We start from the raw sequence: 19,255 nt of genomic DNA, 5'->3' as shown, positions 1-19,255 counted from the left end.
CTGGAATCGATTCGGGATGGAAATACCAGCAATCCTCATCTCCAGTACATTAATGCACCGCTCATGAATCAATGGAATTTAGAAGGATTTAATTCAATAGCGTATGACAGCTACGGGAATTCATTTTCCTTAAGAGACGGAGACATCGTGTTCTATCATGCAGATCGATCAAGCCGAGATGACTTTAGTGCGCAAGTTCCTCATTAATCTAGCGGATTGCAAAAATACAACCCCCTCCAAATGGAGGGGGTTGTATTTTATAGTCTGAGGGCTCTCTACTCCTCGAAATTTAGTATTCTGACCCAAATACAAGCGCTATTTATCGGACAGCTATTTATACCATCTGACTCAAAATCTTAGCCTGAACATCTAGTTTGCTAACAGCCTCTCCAATTCCTGCAAACTCAGCGACGGCTTGCTGTATTTGAGCTTGACTGCTCGCAATAGCTTCCTGAGAAGTTGTCGTTCCCTCACTGACTCGACCCACGTACTTGGAAATTCCCTCAACCGTCTCTTGAATCTCCTGAGCCGCCTCTTGTACACTTTTGGCTAACTTTCGCACTTCGGTTGCTACCACATTAAATCCACGTCCATGTTCTCCAGCATGAGCCGCTTCTATTGCCGCATTCAAAGCAAGTAGATTCGTCTGGGATGCGAAATCTCGAATCATCTTCACGATTCGGTGAACGGCAATCGTCTGCTGCTGTAAGTCATGAAGATCATTCAGGTTATTCTCGTTACCATTCATGAGCAAATCTATGGTTGTGGCTACTTGTTGGTTACGGGTAATGCCTTCCTCCGTACGTAAGAGTAAATCCTCGGCCATGCTTTTTAATTCTTCTATGACTTGGGTTGTACTGGTCTCTCGCTTGGTGATATCTGTTGCTACCTTAAGTACAGCAATCACTTGTCCATCTTCATCACGAATCGGCATGTATGTAGCTTCTAGACTTATAAGCAGTCCGTTTTTAGTGACACGCGTGATTTTCTCTTGAAATTTTTTGCCTTGTCTGAGACTTTCCCAAAGCTCCGTATATTCCGAACTGTTCATAAAGTCCGGTGTGCAGAATTGTCTATGATGTATTCCCGGTAACTCCGATGTTGAATAGCCCATCACTTGAGCAAAATTATCGTTTGCCCATAATACTTCTCCCTGCAGATTAAATTCAATCATAGCAAGTGACTGCTCTAGTGCGGCGAGTACGGATTGTTCATTTAGCACTTGTGTAGAGTACGTTCCCAAGAACATAGCTCCCTTCCCTAAAGCCAAAATAGAAAACAAATGAAGATATTTTAAAAATAAGACTTTTTTACTATTCACAGCAGGTAAGATTATACTATATATGCAATTTTGACGAAAGAGAAAGAAGCAACAATTTTGTGCGAAATAGTGTGCATTATTTGTGAAGTATTTGAGAATTTCAGCTGTGTGAACAACATGAAAAATCCCCTTCGTGTAAACGTTAGTGGCTGGATACACTCGTTTACACGAAGGGGATCTGGTTCAATATCTGATTAAACTATCGTTCAACTATTCATGGATGATGATTCGGGCTGTAACTTTAATCTTAGTTCCTCGATCGACACTCTTCGCTGTCCCGCAGCTCTTGGTTCTGCAGAATGAATGATCGGGGCTTCTTCGCCAGCTTCTATCATTCGAATGATGAGTCTATTTTTTAAATCATCGGCAACAGTCCGGTAAGATTCGATCCCTGTGAGGTTGGTTAGTTCATAAGGATCTGCTTCCAAATCATATAACAAAGCTTCTACATATTCCTTTGAGCCGGGCACATCCCATCCGCTGAGATCAGGCGCAGTTACAGCATATTTCCAGCGTTTGGTTCGAATGGCTCTGCCCACTTGAGATTCACTGATCTGAATAAAGGCTTCGTCCTGCCAATCCGAGTTATCTCTTCGAACAAGCGGCATGATCGAGTGACCTTGCATCTGTGAAGGGACATCGATACCTGCAGCAGCCAATAAAGTTGGAGGGAAGTCAATTAGACTTACCATTTCACGGATTTGCCCGCCTTGCATGAATCCAGGTCCATATAACGCGGCTGGCACCCGGATTGAACTATCGTGTGCAGAGCGCTTATATTCTCCGTTTCGAGTCTTGAAATGATTCCCGTGGTCTGATGTGAAGAGAATAATTGTATTATCCGATAACTTCAAACTTTTTAAGGCATCTAATAGTCGTCCTAAGGCTTCGTCCAGGCGTTTCACCATTCCGTAATAGCCGCCTAGATGCTGTGGAGAGGATCCACCGAGCGCCTTTAAATCCGGTGGAGTCCAGCGATCCGTGTAAAGATCCTCGTAGCCGTCAGGAGCCGGATAATTATCCGTATGGTTCTGATGGTGAGGCTCCAGATACGATAAGAACAAGAAGAAAGGCTGATCCTGATGGCCATCTATATAGCGAATTGCCGCATCCGTCTGTGCATCTACGCGGTATCCAGGTAGCTTTACTTCGTTACAATCATTATCGTACAGTACCGTGCTGTAGGCATCCGAAGATAGCTCTAACAGATTTGCCGCGAGCCAGTAATCATAACCACCACGTTCTTCTACTGGTACGGGCTCCTGTTCTGCTAAGTGCCACTTGCCGATATATCCTGTATCGTATCCAGCGTCCTTAAAGTAATGGGCCATCGTGCGACTGTCTTCTGGAAGGGGAATCCCGTTCCGATAGCAGCCGGTAGCTGTTGCATACATGCCCGTTTGAAGACAGGAGCGTGCGGGGCCACATACGGGCTGACAGGTAAAGGTGTTATACAGATGCGTTCCTTCTCGGGCAATACGGTCAAAATGTGGTGTTAATCCTAAAGGGTTTCCGTGAACCCCTGTCGTATCCATGCGCTGCTGATCGGTGAAAAAAACAATGACATTTGGTTTTTCTTGATTGTGATGAGACATGTCTTCACTCCCTATGTATATTAAATTTCGAAGACTTTTAATGATCTTTTATATAATATAAAGAAATGTAAGTGCTTTTTTTAGTAATGAATCACAGATAAAATGTAAAAAAACGAAGATCATAGCTAACGGAAGGTGACTGGAGTCTATGAGTGATTACCAGATTTATCGTGCGGCAACTGGAGATTCTGATATATCATTACATTTTGTATTTGACTGGCATAGAGACGAGTCATGGAATTTCAACGAATATTGTATTCCCGTAACGACGATCTGGTATGTCCTTGCAGGGAGTCGAAAAGTATTTCTATCAGGAGAAGAGTATCTCGTGGAACCTGGTAATATTGTAATCCTGCCCTCGAATGAGAAAGTGACAACTCAACATATTGATGAAGAGCAAGGTTCCATCCGATATTTATCTATGGGTATCCAATCGATCATTGGAGGGGTAGAATGCCACCAGTTGTTCGGTATTCCTGCTGTCTTCTCCGTATCAGAAAGTCCCAAGGCAGGTGAGTTTAAGACCACTTGGCTCGAATTGGTTCAACAATTCTACCGTTTAGGTGAACAGGGACTTGAATTATCGGCCAGTAACACGGAGCTTGCGCTTTCTACTGAAGCGAAGACGAAGCAGTGGGTAGCTTTAATGATTCATCTCGCTCAGCCATTCATGAAGACACCGACACCGGTCTCGGACAAACGAGTACGAGAAGTTTGTACTTATATCCGAGAGCACTACGAAAGCTCATTAAGCTCAGAGGAGATAGCATCTGCTGTCTGTTTAAGTGAAGGGCACATGAGGGCCTTATTTCGCCGCTATATGCGCATGTCACCCCATCAGTATCTCTTGGAGGTTCGGATGGAAAAGGCGAAGGAGCTTCTGGGGACATCGATGCTTGCTCTTAATGAAATTGCAGAACGGGTGGGATTCGAGGATGTTAGCTATTTCATTCATACGTTCCGTAAGCGAGAGGGCATGACACCGGCCGTTTATCGAAGATTACTTTATCCTTGGAGAGAGAAGGGCTAGTGCTCAATGATCAAGAAGAGTATAAAAAATAAAATCGTATTATCATTCCTATTGGTTTTGATTCTTCCAACAACCATCATAAGCATTATGTCATACCGGATTTCTGTCAATTTGCTAGAGGAAAAGGTCAGTGATTCCTTCTTATCCAATCTGACCTTCATCGGTGACAATATCGAAAAGGAGCTTGAACAATGGGAGCAAATCTCTAAATTCATTAATGTGAACCCCGTAATTCGAAATGTCCTGATGACTTCCTATGATAATGATCTTGATTTCTACTATGATATGAAACGTGTAGAGCAGCAGCTCGATACATACTCCATTAATACAAATATATTCGCTTATGTTTCTTCACTTGTCGTAATCGGTAATAATGGCCGAAATCTTCTATACGGTGAGGATGCGACAAGCTTGGATATCGATCGGATTAAAGAGCAGCAATGGTTCAGTGAAGTGAACAGTCTGAATGGACAGGTGATGTGGCTTGGTATTCATAAGAATATTGCTAACTACAGGACTCAAAATGAAAGCGTTGTCGCGCTAGGTCGAGCGATTGTAGGGGAGAAGAACAATAAGACACTTGGAACTTTGTATTTAACATTTAAAGAATCTTATTTTACTGGACTGCTCAAGAATATCGAATTGTTGGACGGTGGCAGGCTGTACATTGTGGATAATCGAGATCATATTGTATTTGATTCCGAGACACTGCTGTTAAATGAGTCGTTTGGCGGAATGGATGAGATTAGAGCTCAGGAGGACAAAGGGTACTTCCTTACGGAGGGAACGAACCAAGAGCAGCTTCTGCTTGCACATGTTCCGATCACAAAATATGACTGGCGAGTGGTTGAAACGGTTCCTTATGCTTCTTTAACCAAAGGAACGGATGGGATTTTCCGCAATACCATTGGTGTTTTTCTGATCTCATTTATTTTAACATCAGTAATCTGGTTCTTTGTATCCTCCCATATTGTACGTCCTATACGGACGCTAACGAATTCGATGAAGAAGGTACAAGAAGGGGATTTGACGGTCCGGGTAGATATTGAGCGGCCTGACGAGGTAGGTGTCATGAACAAACACTTTAATTTCATGATTAAGCGAATTCAGGAATTGTTTCAATCCAATTTGGAGGAACAGGAGAAGAAGAAGAATGCGGAGTATAAAGCGCTTCAGGCGCAGATTAATCCTCACTTCTTGTACAATACGCTCAATACGATAAGATGGATGGCCATCATACAAAAGTCTGACAATATAAGAGATGTGGTCGAGGTGCTAGGTAGACTGCTGAAGAATACGATCAAACATGATGGGCCTTTTGTTACGGTAGAAGAGGAATTATCCAACCTGCGAGATTATGTATATATCCAAAAAATACGGTATAACCATAACTTCGAAGTAACCTATGATGTTGATCCTGAAGTCTTATCCATGCCCTGTGTGAAGTTCATTTTACAGCCTCTAGTTGAGAATGCGATATTTCATGGCATTGAACCGAGGGAAGAATCAGGCGGAGAGATTAAAGTTTCGATGAAGTGTCATGAGGATCAGCTCTTTATCCGGGTGTGGGATAACGGAGTGGGGATGTCGAATGAAGAACGGGAGGAACTCATAAGTCGCGTGAGCAATCCTGCACAACATGGCGGCATTGGCGTGTCCAATGTGATGGAAAGATTGAAGTTAACGTATGGTGAAGATAGTGCTTTTTATATCAGGAGCGAGAAAAATGAATTTACGGAGATCGAGATGATCATACCGGCTGCTACTTCGAATGTAGAGTCTGCATCTAAGATCGGGTGAGGGGGAGAGCCATGTACAAGGTAATGATCGTGGATGATGAGATGCTGGCTAGAGTAGGCATAAAATCGCTTATTCGCTGGGAAGAGAACGGATTTACGATAGCCGGTGAGGCTGAGAATGGAAGAAAAGCTTATGAATGGTTAATGGATAACCCAGTAGATATTGTGATTACAGATATAAAAATGCCGATCATGAATGGAATTGAGTTAATCTCGAAGGTACGGGAATATCATCCTGAAATCAAATTTTTAGTTCTCAGCTCCTTTGATGATTTTGAATATGTTCGAGAAGCTTTGAAGAATGGGGCCGAAGACTATTTTATCAAATTGCAGATGAATCCTGAGGAGCTTCTAGGTCAGTTGAAGAAAATAGCAGAGAAGCTGGATCTTGAACAAGATCAGAAGAAGTTAGAAGCGGGGCACGGCCGAATAAGAGCCAAGGAACTTAGCCTTTTGAGAGAGAATTTCTTCAAAGACCTCGTATATGGCTGGATTCATACGGAATCGGAATATATTCAGAGAATGAGAGAAGCAGAGCTTACGCTACCGGATGGATTCAAGGTCTCGCTCATGTTCCAGACCGACGGGATGGAAATTTACGAGAGATACGGGGAAGATGAGATTCATCTTCTGAACTATGCAATTCTTAATATTTTGAATGAGATTTCATCCGATCATAAATATGGATTTCCGTTGTCCATTCATCCTAAAGAGTTCCTGTTATTATACTTTGCTCCCCCGAGTATGGAAGCTGAGGAAGTACTTGAACAGGCGTATCATTTGGCTGCTACGATTAAAGAAGCTTTGAAAAAATACCTGAACTTCTCTGTATGTATAGCCATCAGCGAGCCAGTGACCGCATTTCATGAGATCAAATTAAGTTATAGACAGGCTCTTGAGGCGCTCAACTTCCGTTATTCCTATGCCGGAGGCACGACTATTGTATATCGAGAGATTAAATCTTTAAGTGGCACGTTAGAGTCAGCAGACATAGCCAAAGAAATACGGAACCTTGAACTTTCTCTGGATCGACGTGAAGATAACAACGTTCTCAAATCTATTGAAAATATAAAGCAGTTATTAAGCCATCTGAATGGCCTTTCTCTAAATAGCCTCAAGGTGTACTGTGCCCCGATTCCTTTTCTGCTGGCTTCCAGATGGGGAGAGGATGCTTCTGTATGGATGGACGGACATCTAAAGCGGATGGAGAACTGGCGTGTGAAGACCGATATTATTAAGTGGCTTGAAACCATTCAGGAGGAGTGGAATGAAGGAACAGGAACCTCTTCAGATAATTCACGCACGATTCATTCAGCGATGAGATTCATCCAGAAGAATTATTCGAATAGTGTCACACTTGAATCCGTAGCGGAGTATTTGAATCTGTCACCGTCCTATTTGAGCAACCTGTTCAAGAAAGAAACCGGACAAAATTTCATAGATTATCTAACCCAGATTCGTATCGAACAATCAAAGATTCTACTGCGAACAACGGAATTAAAGATATATGAGGTGGGTCACCGGGTGGGATATGAGAATGAGCATTATTTTAGCAGGGTCTTCAAAAAGGTTGTAGGATGCTCGCCTATTCATTATAAATCAGATACTTCGTTATAAAAGAGCCGGGCTTGGCTTGGGCGAATGATATATGTGCACCCCCTAGAATGACATCGGGAGCTTTTAGGGAATCCCGATGTCATTCTAGGGGGCATTTTTATTGTTCAAGCAATTAAGTGCATGATTTCATTAAAAAGTGCATCTTCTTGCAGACGTAGGAACCAATAAAGAAATCCGAAGTCCAAATAAAAGATATCAGATCATTAACATGTGCATGTAAACGAAAGATAAGCAGATCTATAATTTGGGAAGAGTCCTATTATGACATACGGAGGGGTTATTGTGGCACAAAAGACAAAGAGACATACGAGTATTCTTCTACTCGCATTCATGCTGCTCATGACAGCTTGTGGAAACGCTTCAGAATCACCGTCAGGTTCAGCGGATACAACATCTGAAGATGGAAACGCAGCGAAGAAGGACAGAGTTGTTACGGTGTATGAGGATGCCAAGCGAGCGGAAAGTGAAGAGATTAAGAAGAAAAATGCAGATTTCACAGCAGAAACAGGCATTAAGATCGAGATGAATGTTGTTCCGGGTGATGGAATCGAGGTCTATAAAAAAATTGATGTCGATATGATTTCTGGTGAAAAGACAGACGTTATCCGTCTCTCCAATCCGATTCTTATCGATAAGTATGGATCGAATGGATGGTTATATCCTTTGGATGAATTTATGACCAAAGAAAGCTATGACGCCGCTAAGGTCTATGGCGATTATCTACCTAAATTCGTAGATGGCAAAACCTATGTATTCCCGGACCAAGCGGGAAAATGGGCTGTGTATTACAACAAGAAAATTTTTGATGAAGCAGGCGTGCCTTACCCATCCGGGGATTGGACGTGGGACGAATATATCGATACTGCCAAAAAATTAACCAATCCGGAAAAAGGAATCTACGGTTCCTACATGCTGGATTACGACAACTACATGTACATGCTGGCAAGACAGTATAACGTCAGTGGTTATAAGGAAGATGGAACTTCGAACTATGATGATCCTGCATTCAAGAATGCGCTCCAGTTCTTTGGAGATCTAGGAACGGTTCATAAAATTCAGCCAAGCTGGCTTGAGTTTAAATCTAAGAAGCTGTCATGGGACGGTTTCATGTCCGGTGATTATGGTATGCACTTTATCGGAACATGGTACACGAACCAGTTCAAAGATAAAACAACCTATCCGAGAGATTGGGAAGTGGGGATCACCCAAATTCCAGTACCTGCAGATGGTAACGGCAGTAACAACTTTGGTATTGTAGCGGGTTATGGCATTAACAAGAATGCTGAGCATCCGGAAGAAGCATATACCTATGTGAAGTGGATGGCTGAGAACAGTTATAAATATAACGGTAATCTGCCAGCTCGTTCTGATTTGAGCGATGATGATATTAAACAATTGTTCCAAAAGACTTCCGATGATCTGAATGGTGAGATTACAGTGGAAGAATTAGATAAAGCACTTGTTTCGAACAACCTTGGGTTTGTGGATGAGAAGATTACGGGTCCTGGTTCGACAGAGTACAGTAATATTATCCTCCAAGAAGCTGAACTGTATCTGGTCGGGCAAAAATCATTAGAGGATACGGTAAAGTCGATTAAAACACGCGCTGACCAAGCGATCAAGGATGCCGGCGGAGAGTAGCAAGCATAATTGAGAAGGATTCCTTTGGTCAACAGCCACGGGAGTCCTTCATTCTTCCTAAGGAGCCATTCATATGAAAAGTAACGTTAAGACAGACAAGCCTAGTATTTTCTACAGAATCTCTCAGTTAGGGTATCGCGAGAAAGGAACAGCGCTAATCTTCGTTCTTCCTTTTATTATTGGATTTATTATATTTAATGTGATTCCTATGGTATATTCCGTCGTCATCAGTCTGATGGACTTCAACACCTTTAAACCACTGAGCATGATTAAATTTATTGGTATCGATAACTACACGAGGCTGTTCAACGATCCGATTGCTCTAAATGCATTTGTAAAGAGCTTTATCTATACCGTGTTCTATGTCCCAGGGCTTATCATTCTATCTTTTGTGATGGCAACACTATTGAATAAGACATTTGCTTTGCGTGGGCTTACTCGGACATTGATTCTGATGCCATACGTAGCGAATGTTGTGGCTGTATCTATTGTATGGTCGATTCTGTTAGATCCATTCGGAGGGCCTATTAATCAGATTATTGAAAAGCTAGGTGGTACTCCACCGATGTGGCTCAGTGGTGTCAAGACAGCTCTCCCAACCATTGCGGGTATCAATGTATGGCAAAGCCTTGCCTTCCAGACAATTGTCTTTCTAGCCGCTCTGCAAGGTGTTAACAAAGAACTATACGAGGCAGCGGATATAGATGGTGCTAGCCGGTTTAGAAGACTCTGGTCCATTACGCTTCCTGCCATTTCACCTACAACCTTCTTCCTGGTCATTACGAGCATTATTGGTTCCTTTCAAAACTATGCGTCTGTCCGTATGCTGACGAACGGAGGTCCGGGCACTTCCTCACGGGTTATCTCGCTGAACATTTATGAAGAAGCCTTTACCTTGAACCATTACAGTTATGCATCCGCGCAAGCGATGATCCTATTCGCCATTGTGCTTGTCATCACGATTATTCAATGGAAAGGACAGAAGCGATGGGTACATTATTAAGAAAAAGTTTATATAACCTATTCATGCTGATTATTGGCATCATTATGGTTGTCCCTTTTGTATTTATGATCTCAGCTTCATTAAAAGCACCGGCGGATGTGTTTGTGAACCCGATGCAGATTATACCGGATAAGATATTCACCTTGAATTATGAAACGATATTCAATCACAAGTATTACTTTCAGTGGTATTGGAATTCATTCAGTACCGTTGTGTTAACCGTTATTTTTAGAGGGTTCTTCGTAACGATGGCTGCTTATGCTTTTGCTAGACTTTCATTTCCCGGTAAGAATATTCTGTTCTTGTTCCTTTTAAGTGCGATGATGATTCCACATGATACGACGATCGTGGCCAAATTCATGCTGTACAAGTACATGGGGCTTATAAATACACACTGGGTTATTATTCTTCCAGCGGCATTTGATGTGTTTTTCATCTTCCTGCTTCGTCAATTTTTCATGGGGATTCCTAAAGATCTTACCGAATCATCACTGATTGATGGTGCATCACATTTCGGCATCTATTTCAAAATCATCCTGCCGCTTGCGGTGCCTGCGTTAATTACGATGGGACTCTTTACGTTTATCTGGACTTGGAACGATTTCATTACACCGTTTATATTTATCAATGATATTGATAAGCAGCTAGTTACGGTAGGTTTGGAATATTTCCAGCTGGAGGCAGGTAAGAACTACGCATTACAGATGGCTGGAGCGTGTCTGATCGTTGTTGTTCCAATCATTATATTCGCTGTTCTACAGAAGTACTTTGTTCAAGGTATAGCCATGTCAGGCATAAAGGGTTAATGGTTCCATACCCAATAGGGATTCTTGATAACTGCTTTCTAAGCACAGTTCAAGAGTCCCTTGTTCATAAAAAAGTTAACAATGAGGCTTGTATCTTAAGATTCGGGCATGTTCCCAAGTTACGTAATGGGATACTCTGAAATAGTCAAAATGTAAGCGCTTAACTTAAATTTTGAGGTGATGTCCATGAAGAAAATTATATTGCTACTAGGTTCCGTCACATTTCTTGGAATGATCCTATTATTTCTATGGAGTACGCCAGATAAGACGGAAGTAGCCCAAATGAAGTCTCAGGATGAACCAGCTACTCTGAATCGTATTCCTGTGGCGAAAGAGGAAATGCACCTAATCATGCAGTTATCTGGAAGGGCTCCAGCGGGAGAAACTGATTTTGAGCATAACAAAGAGGCAATGGATCGTTTGCTTGAGGTTAAGGTAGCACAGCAGCTTGCTGTGAAATATGGCATTTTGAAGGATAGCTCATTTTCAGCGTTTCTAGAGGAGTTTGACTTAGAGAACCAGAGAAGAGCGAAGGCCCTTACGAACAAGGAAGTCATCTATGGCCCAAGGCAATACTCGCAGCTAACTTATTATGATTACCGTCACGCGAATATGATCAATTCTCTCAAAAGCAAATGGTCCGAGCAAGAATTGGACATCAGCGATGACAAGCTCATGGATTATTATGAACAGAACCGCGATAGATTCGGTAAAAAGCACGATACGATTAAGCTTTATAAAATCATACAGCCAAAGGGAATATCGGGAGCTGAGCAAAGGATACACCAGATCGAGCAGGGATTAAAGGCAGGACAAGATTTTATGAAGCTCTATCATCAGTTGGAAGAAGAGGGATTCACAGAGATCGAAACGATCAATGAGGAGAATTACAGAGAAGTATCTAAGTATCGTAGTGGCTTCTATCACCTTGTAACCAATCTATCGCCAGGCGAAGTAAGTGAGGTTCTAGAGGATGAGAAGCAATATTTCGTGGTCATGATTGCGGATAAGCACGCAGAGGGATTCAAGAACTTTGAGGAGATTCGGGAGGAGGTGATTCGGCACTATACCGATGATTACTTTCAATCTTTTCTAAAGCAGCAGATGGCATTGTCAGAAGTGAAGATTAAAGGAGTGAATGTTAATGATAACTAAGTTTATGCGAAGCTTCGGGATGACCGTAATTGTATTTATCGTGGGGGCTGTGTTCTACGCCGCTGCAGTATCAGCCGCTACATATTATGTGGATTCCGCAGATGGTAATGACTCTAATACGGGTACAGGGACAAGCGCAGCGTGGAAAACACTCGATAAAGTAAATGCGGTAACCTTTCAGCCAGGGGACCAAATACTTCTGAAGCGTGGTGGCAGCTGGACCGGAACGCTATGGCCCAAAGGCAGTGGAACGAGTAGTGCTCCAATTGTCATCGATCAATACGGAACGGGAAATTCACCACTTATTAACGGTAACGGGAATGAGGCAGCCGTATACTTATATAATCAGCAATACTGGGAAATTAAGAATCTAGAAATTACGAACAGTAATGGTTCGAGCTCGCGCCGTAACGGTATTTATATCGTAAATCAGGATGCGGGAACACTAAATCATATCCATCTTATTGGCAATAACGTACACGATGTATTCGGCAATAACGTTAAAGATGGCAACGGAAGTTCAGGAATTAAGGTGCGTACCATTGCAGGCTCCGTGAAGTCGAACTATCAGGATATCCTGATTGATGGCAATACCGTTGGACCTCGGGTAGACCGGACAGGGATCGATATAAATTCCGATTACTGGTGCAGAACAGGCAGTGGCTGCGCGGGAACGAACAACTGGTATCCTAGTACGAATGTGAAGATATCGAACAATTATGTCACAGACGTAGGTGGAGATGGCATCGTACCGATGGCAACCCAAGGGGCTGTTGTCGAATATAACACCGTCAATGGTTTTAACATGAGATCAGGGACTGTGAACGCAGGTATCTGGGCATGGAATGCAGACAATACGATCATTCAATATAACGAGGCTTTCAATGGAAATACAACACAGGACGGTCAAGGATTCGATATTGATTATGGTCAGACCGGCACGATTGTTCAATACAATTACAGCCACGATAATGACGGCGGATTTATCCTGATCTGCCAGCCAGGTGGTGCGACGAATGATGGCGGTATTGTAAGATACAACATCAGCCAAAATGATAAAGCCCGGGTATTTCAGTTGGCAGGACCTACAACGAATACACAGGTATACAACAACACGATCTATCTACCAACGGGTAGCTCGACAATGCCAATCTATGTGAATAGCTGGGGCGGATATACCAAGTCGATATCTTTTACGAATAACATATGGATGCTTCAAGGTGCTGGCAGCTGGCAAGGGCTGTCTAACATCGCTAATCTTCAGTTCGATCACAACACCATTTACGGAGTTCACACGACGGGCGAACCATCCGATGCAAACAAATTGACAAGCAATCCTATGCTTGCTAGTGCAGGTAGCGGCAGCATTGGCAGATCCTCCGTTGATGGTTATAAGCTGGTGACGGGATCTCCGGCAATCGGTTCAGGAAAAGTCATTTCGAATAACGGAGGTAAAGATTACTGGGGTAACGCAGTTTCCTCTTCCTCAGCTCCGAACCGAGGTGCCTATAATGGACCGGGCGTTACGGCCCCTTCGAATCTGATGATTAATGGTGGGTTTGAATCTGGAGTTCTGATGCCATGGAGTAATTGGAACACTGCCAGTGTAGTGAGTGGTAATGCTAGAAGTGGATCCTACGCTGTTCAGTTGGCCGGAGGACCTGGATCTGCGGAGCAAATCGTAAACTTGGAACCGAATACGACTTACACGCTCACCGGTTATGCGAAGACAACGAATAGCAGTCAACCTGTTCGTATTGGTGTGAAGAACTATGGAGGTGCAGAGAAGTATTCGGTCATCACAACCACGGATTATTCCGAAGGTAGTCTTACATTTACAACTGGTGCAAGCAATACGACCGCAACGGTCTATGTTTACAAACCTTCAGGTAGTGCTAATGCCTATGGGGATGATATGACACTGACTAAGAATTAGATGAAGGTGGTTGGCTTTTCCTGATCATCAGAAGCAGGCTAGACCTTGGGGGAAATCCCTAACGTGCCTGCTTCTTTCCTTTTATTTTGTGATTTACTTTTGTGCACGAGAGAGCTGCTCAACTAGTTCTTTTTCATTCATAGATGTTGATTATCGGGCATATACGCTCTAACCTACCGAACAATATACTAAAGATATCGAAAGGCTATAACTTGAGGGGGGAAGAATAAGTGAAGATTAGAAAGAAATTAAAAGGGTCATTATTACTATTGCTTATGGTTAGCTTTATTGCAGGTTGTTCAGGAGGGAACAAGGCAGATGGTGGTGCTGATCAAGGGACGGCTGCCGGAGAGCAGGTAGAGACAGGACCGGTTACCATTACAACAGCTAGACCTGTAGGCAGTGACGTAATCTTTGTAAATGGAGAAGATATTACGAACAATGTCCATAATAAATGGGCAAAGGAGAAGCTGGGAATTGATTTCAAAGATATATGGACGACGGCAGACAATAATGCTTACCATACAAAGTTAAGGCTTGCTCTTTCAACTGGAGAAGATCTGCCAGACCTATTCATCGTTCAGGATCGCTCACTCGTAGCTGATTTTATCGCATCCGGTAAAGTGATGGAAATATCAGAAGCATTTGATCAATATGCATCCGAACGTCTAAAGAAGTTATACACTGAATTCGAACAGTCTCTGAATCAGCTAAAGACAGAGGATGGCTTGTACGGTGTGCCTATCTTCTCAGCGGGGGATGGAACGAACCCCGTATTATGGGTTAGACAAGATTGGCTTGATGCCCTGAATCTTGAGGCACCAAAGACGATTGAGGAATTTGAGAAGGTCATGGATGCCTTTACAAATGGTGATCCGGACAAGAATGGTAAGAAGGATACGATTGGGTTTTCATTTTCCGCTCGTGAGGGATTCTCCAACTGGATGTCCGATACAAGCTTTATATTCGGCGCATATACAGGCAATTCCATACCTAATACATGGGCTGAAATCGATGGGAAGTTAAAGTTCGGTTCTGTTCTTCCTGAGATGAAGCAAGGTCTTGGCAAGCTGAAAGAATGGGCGCAGAAAGGTTATATCGATCCGGAGGCTCCCATTCTTGATCCGATTAAAGCTACAGAAAGTTTCATTCAGGGCAGATCCGGCATGATCGCTGCACCAAGCTGGGCAGAAGGCTGGCCTTTAGCCGATCTATATGGTACGAATCCAGATGCTAAGATTAATGTATATGCTCTGCCAACAGGACCAGACGGACAATCAGCTAGATTTATGAATACGCTTAATGAGAACAGAGTCATGCTGTTCAACAAGGATTTCAAACATATGGATCGTTTCTTTGAATATTTCGATAAAATTTATGATTATGCATATGAGACAGGCGATTTTAAATACGGATTCTTTGAAGGCTACGATTATGCATTAGTGGACGGACAACCTGTTTATGAGGGTAAGAAGTTCCCAACGCCAGTAGAAAGTAAAGGTACGCCGAGTAAATACACCTTGTTCTGGAACGCGCCACAGATTCCGTTAAAGGATTCTCAAACAGCGTACGACCTCTTCAATGGTAAAGAACCAACCACTGAGGGTGAAAAAAGGGCTATGACGCAAAATGAAGTTACCATGAAGGCAGGCGCGATAAACTACGAATTAAAGGCATCCAACACACCGGATAAATTCCTAGGAGCACCGACCAAGACCATGCGTAGCAAAGGTGGAAGTTTAGACAAGATGCTTCTGGAAACTTATGCGAAGATTATCTTTACAGATGAGCCTCTCGACAGCTTTGATAAACTCGTAACGGATTGGTATGCAAAAGGTGGACAGGAGATTGAGAACGAAGTCAACGAATGGTATCAAAGTGTAAGTAAATAATCGAAATCCCCCTTCGTATGTCTATGAAAGACTTTGAAGGGGGATTTTTGTGATTACTTATTGTCAGGTGAAACTTCCATAAGCTGCTTATCTCTGAATTCTTGGGGAGTAAGTAGATACTGTTCTTTGAACAGACTGATAAAGTATTGAGGTTTATGATAGCCAATCTCTTTGGATATTTCGAATATTTTCTTGTTGGTTTGCGTTAAGAGGTATACGGCCTTCTCAAGACGGATCTTGGTAATATAAGCAGACAACGTCATCCCCATCTCTTTCTTATACAGCCTAGACAGGTACACAGGGTGTAGATAAATATGATCTGCGATGGTCTTTAAGGTGACGTCTTCGTTCAGATGCTGCTCAATGAAACGATGAACTTGCATGATGATATGGGAATGTTTTTTCGAGTTAGGCTCATCAAAGCTCTTCTTGAATTGTTCGATTAAGGATAATACCCAGTTCTTCAATTGAGAAGCGGTCTTGAAATAATAACCGTTTCGGAGGTATTCCGGCTGATCAACGAGATCCATTAATCGCAGACCTTGCTTATGAGAGATATAAGAAAGAGCGCTACATAAGTAATAATACAATTCTAATAAATGGTCCTGCGTTCGGTAGATATCCGATTCCAGTTCCTGAAAGATAAAATTCAGTCTGTCCCTAGCCTCATCCCATTGCCCGGACTCCATTAGATTCTGAATAGATGGGGGTTGATAGAGACGACTAAGGGGTCTGTATTCTGCACCTTTAATAGAATTGTCCATGTACTGCAGTTCAGCGGTATGACTTCCGATATGTTTCCAGAAGTATCGTAAAGCCTGGTGATATTCCTGATCTAATGGTTTAGGGAATTGAAAGGATTGACTAATGAGCAGGGATACAGACCGATTGAGATATAGCTTAATCTGCTGCTGCAGGGTTAGTAATTTGTCACGGAACTGATCTTCGTTCACCCAGTAACTCTCTTCAAGAAGGATAATCGTGTAATCATGGGGATCTCTACAGCTCCAAAAGCTTGGCTCTGTAAGTCCAGTATTGAATATCTCTTCTGCTATATTCGCTAGAGAATATGACAATAACTGAGTGTCTTCGATGGAGTCCGAAGTAGCCGAATCTTTAGCCTCCAATCGAAGAATCGCTAATCTCACGTGAGAGTTAGAAAGCTCCTTCATGTGAAGCGCGGCCATTCGGTCGGATACAGAGCCAACGGTGTAACGGCTACCCAGAAGAAGGTCAAGAAGCAGCTTCTCTTTTGCTGACTGCATATCGGTCTTATTCTGTTGCTGTGCCTCTTCTTGAACGAGATCCGTACTTTGTGGGCGTTGCCGCCCTTTAAGTGCCTTGTCGATACACTCGTTTATTTCTTCAGGAGAGGCGGGTTTAAGCAGATAGTCAAATGCACCGTGACTTAGTGCCTGCTTGGCATAGTCAAATTCGGCATAACCGGATAAGAGAATAACGATGATATTGGGTGTTTGAGAGCGGACCTGTGCCAGTAGCTCAAGGCCACTCTTTTCGGGCATACGAATATCCGTAATGATGATATCTATTGCATGTTCTCCAACATAAATTAATGCTTCGTCCACGGAGTTAGCACAGTATATTTGCTGAATGTCGAAGCGATCAATTTCAATATGATCGCTCAGGTAGTCTAATACAAATGCCTCATCATCCACAATTAACATATTCATGGTAAGTGTCTATCCTCCTTGGATGTCCAGTGCACAGTAACCTTCAAGCCGCCAAGTTCAGATCGCTCTATCTGAACACCTGAAGTATTGCCGTAGCGATGTTGCAGTCTCTGATGAATATTCCAAAGACCAAATCCCGATCCATTTCCACTACTGTTCTGTTTGTTAGTAATTTTTGTTGAGAGTTGCTTCATTTCCTCTGGCTGCAGGCCATATCCGTCATCTTCAACTGTGAAACAGTACATGTCGTCCACGACTTGTCCGCATATTCGAATCTGCCCAGCCCCGATCTTGCTATCGATTCCGTGAACAATACTATTCTCAACAATGGGTTGCAGAAATAGTGGGGGAACCAATAATGGTTTCATGGATTCTTCGATATCCATGGTATAGATGATTTTTGGATTTCGGAGACTTTGAACAGATAAATAGCTCTTAATCCATTTGAGCTCTTCTTCCAGTGAGATTTCATGCTGAACATTATTTTTCGTAATAAATCGGTAATATTCAGCTAGATTCTTAGCCATTTGTATAACAGCATCCGGATCTTTCTTAGCCATACTTACAATGTAGAAGAGACAGTTGTACAGAAAGTGTGGATTAATCTGGGATTGCAGCTGCTTGTATACCGCTTCACGGGATAGAAGCTTCTCTTCGTACACGTCTTCGATCAAGGTCTGAATTCGGTCTGCCATCTCGTTAAATCGTTCGAATAAGTAATCATACTCATTGTTTAGTTTGAGGTGGACTCGGCTTTCATAGGCCCCTTGTCCGAGGGCCTCAATCTTTCGAATGAGGTAGCTGAAAGGTTTCATGATATTGCGATAGAGCATAAGAAGCATTAACACACCCGATACACAAAGGAATGCAAGACTGAACCGAGTGAGGGTTTTTGTTTGGTTAAGCGGTTTCAAGAAGTCGTCTAACGGAATGTAATGAACGAGCTCCCAATTCAGTACAGAGCTGGATACCGACTGAATTAAGTAGTGTTCTTGATTGATTTTTACCGTCTGATGATTTAGCTTTCCTGTTGAAAATGTGTTGGTCGCATATAGGTCACGGATCTGCTGGAGCAGCGGTTCATTTACTTCTCCCAGGGTTATCGGGGAAAAGTTCGGATTATAGAAGAATGCCTTTCCGTTACCGGCAGCTTCCACACCATTTAACACATTCTGTAGAAAGGGTTCGCCGAGTGCGGTCTCAACCGTAAAATTCACTTCGCTGAGGTTCTGCGTCTTTAAGAATGGAGCAACTAGAATATATCGAAGCTCGAAGCCATTCTCTTGGCTAATGAACCAGTTGAACTTAGGCAGCTTAGGCCATTGATCTTCATCATAGGTTCGAACGGTTCTGTTATCTGTGGAGGTAAGCACTTGATTAAGCTGTGGCCAATAAACATACACGCTGCTATGAACGATATTGGCGTAGCTCTGGGTTAATAGCTTCTCTTCAATATTTTTTCGTAGGAGTAGGCTGTTTAGGTAAGGTGAAAAGTCCTTGGAGGTACCATAGCTTTTAATACTGCTGTCATTCGAGAGAAGCACAGTTAAGATCTCAAGCTGTTTAAGATCTTGTTCCATCTCATCTACAGCATGTGAAAGCTGATTTAAGGATGTATTCTGTAGGTTCTGTTGTAACACGTTCTCGCTTACCCGCTCGGTGATCGCAAAGAGTAAACTGATTGCAAGTAGGATGGATATAAAGGACAGGAGCAAGATTCGAAACAGCTTATACTTTACCATGACTGGCACCTCAAGTGATGTAGGTAT

At 42.7% G+C, this 19,255-nt stretch carries 14 protein-coding genes; 10 read left to right on the top strand and 4 right to left on the bottom strand.

Features of this window, described 5'->3' with window-relative positions; genetic code table 11:
• A partial coding sequence (locus AC3WJJ_RS22725) for a hypothetical protein (RefSeq protein WP_492544035.1) occupies positions 1 to 207 on the top strand: 207 nt, incomplete at its 5' end.
• A 127-nt stretch (positions 208 to 334) separates the two neighbouring features.
• Here AC3WJJ_RS22725 and AC3WJJ_RS22720 read toward each other — a convergent pair.
• Both AC3WJJ_RS22720 and AC3WJJ_RS22715 read right to left on the bottom strand, forming a co-directional pair.
• Positions 335 to 1,243 (bottom strand): methyl-accepting chemotaxis protein, encoded by a 909-nt coding sequence (locus AC3WJJ_RS22720; RefSeq protein ID WP_492544033.1) that lies wholly within the window; start codon positions 1,241 to 1,243, stop codon positions 335 to 337.
• Positions 1,244 to 1,527: 284 nt separating this feature from the next.
• Positions 1,528 to 2,916, bottom strand: coding sequence for a sulfatase family protein (locus AC3WJJ_RS22715; RefSeq protein ID WP_492544031.1), 1,389 nt, complete (start codon positions 2,914 to 2,916; stop codon positions 1,528 to 1,530).
• A 148-nt stretch (positions 2,917 to 3,064) separates the two neighbouring features.
• Between AC3WJJ_RS22715 and AC3WJJ_RS22710 the strand changes: the two genes are divergently transcribed.
• The 9 genes from AC3WJJ_RS22710 to AC3WJJ_RS22670 all read left to right on the top strand — a co-directional run bounded on the left by AC3WJJ_RS22710 (position 3,065) and on the right by AC3WJJ_RS22670 (position 15,795).
• Positions 3,065 to 3,946, top strand: coding sequence for a helix-turn-helix domain-containing protein (locus tag AC3WJJ_RS22710; RefSeq protein ID WP_492544029.1), 882 nt, complete (start codon positions 3,065 to 3,067; stop codon positions 3,944 to 3,946).
• Positions 3,947 to 3,952: 6 nt separating this feature from the next.
• Complete coding sequence (locus tag AC3WJJ_RS22705) at positions 3,953 to 5,746, top strand: sensor histidine kinase (protein ID WP_492544027.1); 1,794 nt, start codon at positions 3,953 to 3,955, stop codon at positions 5,744 to 5,746.
• Between the two features lie 11 nt (positions 5,747 to 5,757).
• Positions 5,758 to 7,362, top strand: a complete 1,605-nt coding sequence (locus AC3WJJ_RS22700) for a response regulator (RefSeq protein ID WP_492544025.1) — start codon at positions 5,758 to 5,760, stop codon at positions 7,360 to 7,362.
• A 282-nt stretch (positions 7,363 to 7,644) separates the two neighbouring features.
• Positions 7,645 to 9,003 (top strand): ABC transporter substrate-binding protein, encoded by a 1,359-nt coding sequence (locus AC3WJJ_RS22695; protein WP_492544023.1) that lies wholly within the window; start codon positions 7,645 to 7,647, stop codon positions 9,001 to 9,003.
• Positions 9,004 to 9,076: 73 nt separating this feature from the next.
• Positions 9,077 to 10,006: a carbohydrate ABC transporter permease gene (locus AC3WJJ_RS22690; RefSeq protein WP_492544021.1), complete on the top strand. Its 930-nt coding sequence runs from the start codon at positions 9,077 to 9,079 to the stop codon at positions 10,004 to 10,006.
• Positions 9,991 to 10,812, top strand: coding sequence for a carbohydrate ABC transporter permease (locus tag AC3WJJ_RS22685; protein ID WP_492544019.1), 822 nt, complete (start codon positions 9,991 to 9,993; stop codon positions 10,810 to 10,812). Before AC3WJJ_RS22690 ends, AC3WJJ_RS22685 begins: the two co-directional genes overlap by 16 nt.
• Before the next feature lie 186 nt (positions 10,813 to 10,998).
• Positions 10,999 to 11,967, top strand: a complete 969-nt coding sequence (locus AC3WJJ_RS22680) for a peptidyl-prolyl cis-trans isomerase (protein ID WP_492544017.1) — start codon at positions 10,999 to 11,001, stop codon at positions 11,965 to 11,967.
• Entirely contained in the window at positions 11,957 to 13,903 is a 1,947-nt protein-coding gene (locus AC3WJJ_RS22675; protein WP_492544015.1) for a carbohydrate binding domain-containing protein, read from the top strand. The genes AC3WJJ_RS22680 and AC3WJJ_RS22675 overlap by 11 nt, the downstream gene beginning before the upstream one ends.
• A 230-nt stretch (positions 13,904 to 14,133) precedes the next feature.
• Positions 14,134 to 15,795, top strand: coding sequence for a type 2 periplasmic-binding domain-containing protein (locus AC3WJJ_RS22670; protein WP_492544013.1), 1,662 nt, complete (start codon positions 14,134 to 14,136; stop codon positions 15,793 to 15,795).
• A gap of 53 nt (positions 15,796 to 15,848) precedes the next feature.
• Here AC3WJJ_RS22670 and AC3WJJ_RS22665 read toward each other — a convergent pair whose 3' ends face one another.
• Both AC3WJJ_RS22665 and AC3WJJ_RS22660 read right to left on the bottom strand, forming a co-directional pair.
• Positions 15,849 to 17,486: a response regulator transcription factor gene (locus tag AC3WJJ_RS22665; protein WP_492544011.1), complete on the bottom strand. Its 1,638-nt coding sequence runs from the start codon at positions 17,484 to 17,486 to the stop codon at positions 15,849 to 15,851.
• Positions 17,483 to 19,228 (bottom strand): sensor histidine kinase, encoded by a 1,746-nt coding sequence (locus tag AC3WJJ_RS22660; RefSeq protein ID WP_492544009.1) that lies wholly within the window; start codon positions 19,226 to 19,228, stop codon positions 17,483 to 17,485. Before AC3WJJ_RS22660 ends, AC3WJJ_RS22665 begins: the two co-directional genes overlap by 4 nt.
• Positions 19,229 to 19,255 lie beyond the last annotated feature (27 nt).

It is taken from the genome of Paenibacillus sp. FW507-14B1B (assembly GCF_058781425.1).
Note: the sequence above shows the minus strand (reverse complement) of the source record. Positions and strands in the feature narration are given on the sequence as shown.